This is a genomic window from Ruegeria sp. AI2, from assembly GCF_056541275.1.
Map to the genome: position 1 here is coordinate 1 of NZ_JBQFYB010000068.1, position 888 is coordinate 888.

An 888-nucleotide genomic window follows, 5' to 3' on the forward strand; every position below is an offset into this window, starting at 1 on the left:
CCACCCGGCGCCCGATCGGAGATCTGTTGTACCAGTTCTTCGTGAACCGCAACATTCTTGGCGGTGATGTCCAGAATTTCCCGGCGATCCAGGACCACTACATAGGTCTCAATAGCGGCCAGCGCGGTGGCCGCCGCAGTTTGCAGCTGATCGCCGCGGCTTTCCAGGACACGTGCCCGCGCCGCAGTCAGATCACCCGACGCCGCTCCGCCGTCATACACCAGCTGCGACACACGCAGGTAGGGCGACACATCGGCAGCGTCCGAGGCGATCCGCTCTGACCGAGCGTTCACGCCCAACGCCACCTGGGGCAAAAACGCGCCCCGGGCCGCATCCTCGTTAGCGGTGGCAATGTCCATTCTGGTGCCGCTTTGGGCCAGTGTCGGACTCGTTTCCACTGCGGCACGCACCTGCTTGCCAAATGTGCTTTGAAGGAGGGTTTCGGAGGGCGCAGTCGCGCCAGCCCCTGCTGTTCCGCCCGCAAACGAGGCTTCGACCAGGGACAGATCCGGTGTTGGCGCGCAGGCCGTGATTTGGGTTGTAAGACACACTATAACCAGCCCTCGAAAGATACGCTCACATATCGGCATGGACACCCCCCAGCCTCTGGAACTTGTATGTGTTTTCGGTGTCCCGGGCATTGGCCATCGCCTTCAGAAACTCTGACGTGGTCGAGATGCCGTGTAAGTGGTCGGGCTGCGGCGTCACAGCGGCAGGCCGTTGCGCTTGCGTCAGCCATGCGCTGTGCGACAAAGACACCTGATGAGCGTGGATCAGGCGCAGGGCGCCACTGTTTGCAAGACCCGCACTTTGAGACTGGGAAAGCCCGTCGAGAACGTTCGGATCTATCCCCTTGAATCCAGGGGGAAAACGACAGCCCTGATGCTG

The 888-nt window shown here is 61.7% G+C and carries 1 protein-coding gene and 1 pseudogene; both read right to left on the reverse strand.

Translation table 11 applies throughout. From position 1 onward, the window contains the following. On the reverse strand, positions 1–551 hold a 551-nt coding region (locus ACR0LL_RS21185; RefSeq protein ID WP_480589284.1), incomplete at its 3' end, for a hypothetical protein. A 25-nt stretch (positions 552–576) separates the two neighbouring features. Continuing rightward, positions 577–888 (reverse strand): annotated as a pseudogene (locus tag ACR0LL_RS21190) (hypothetical protein); the annotation flags it as partial.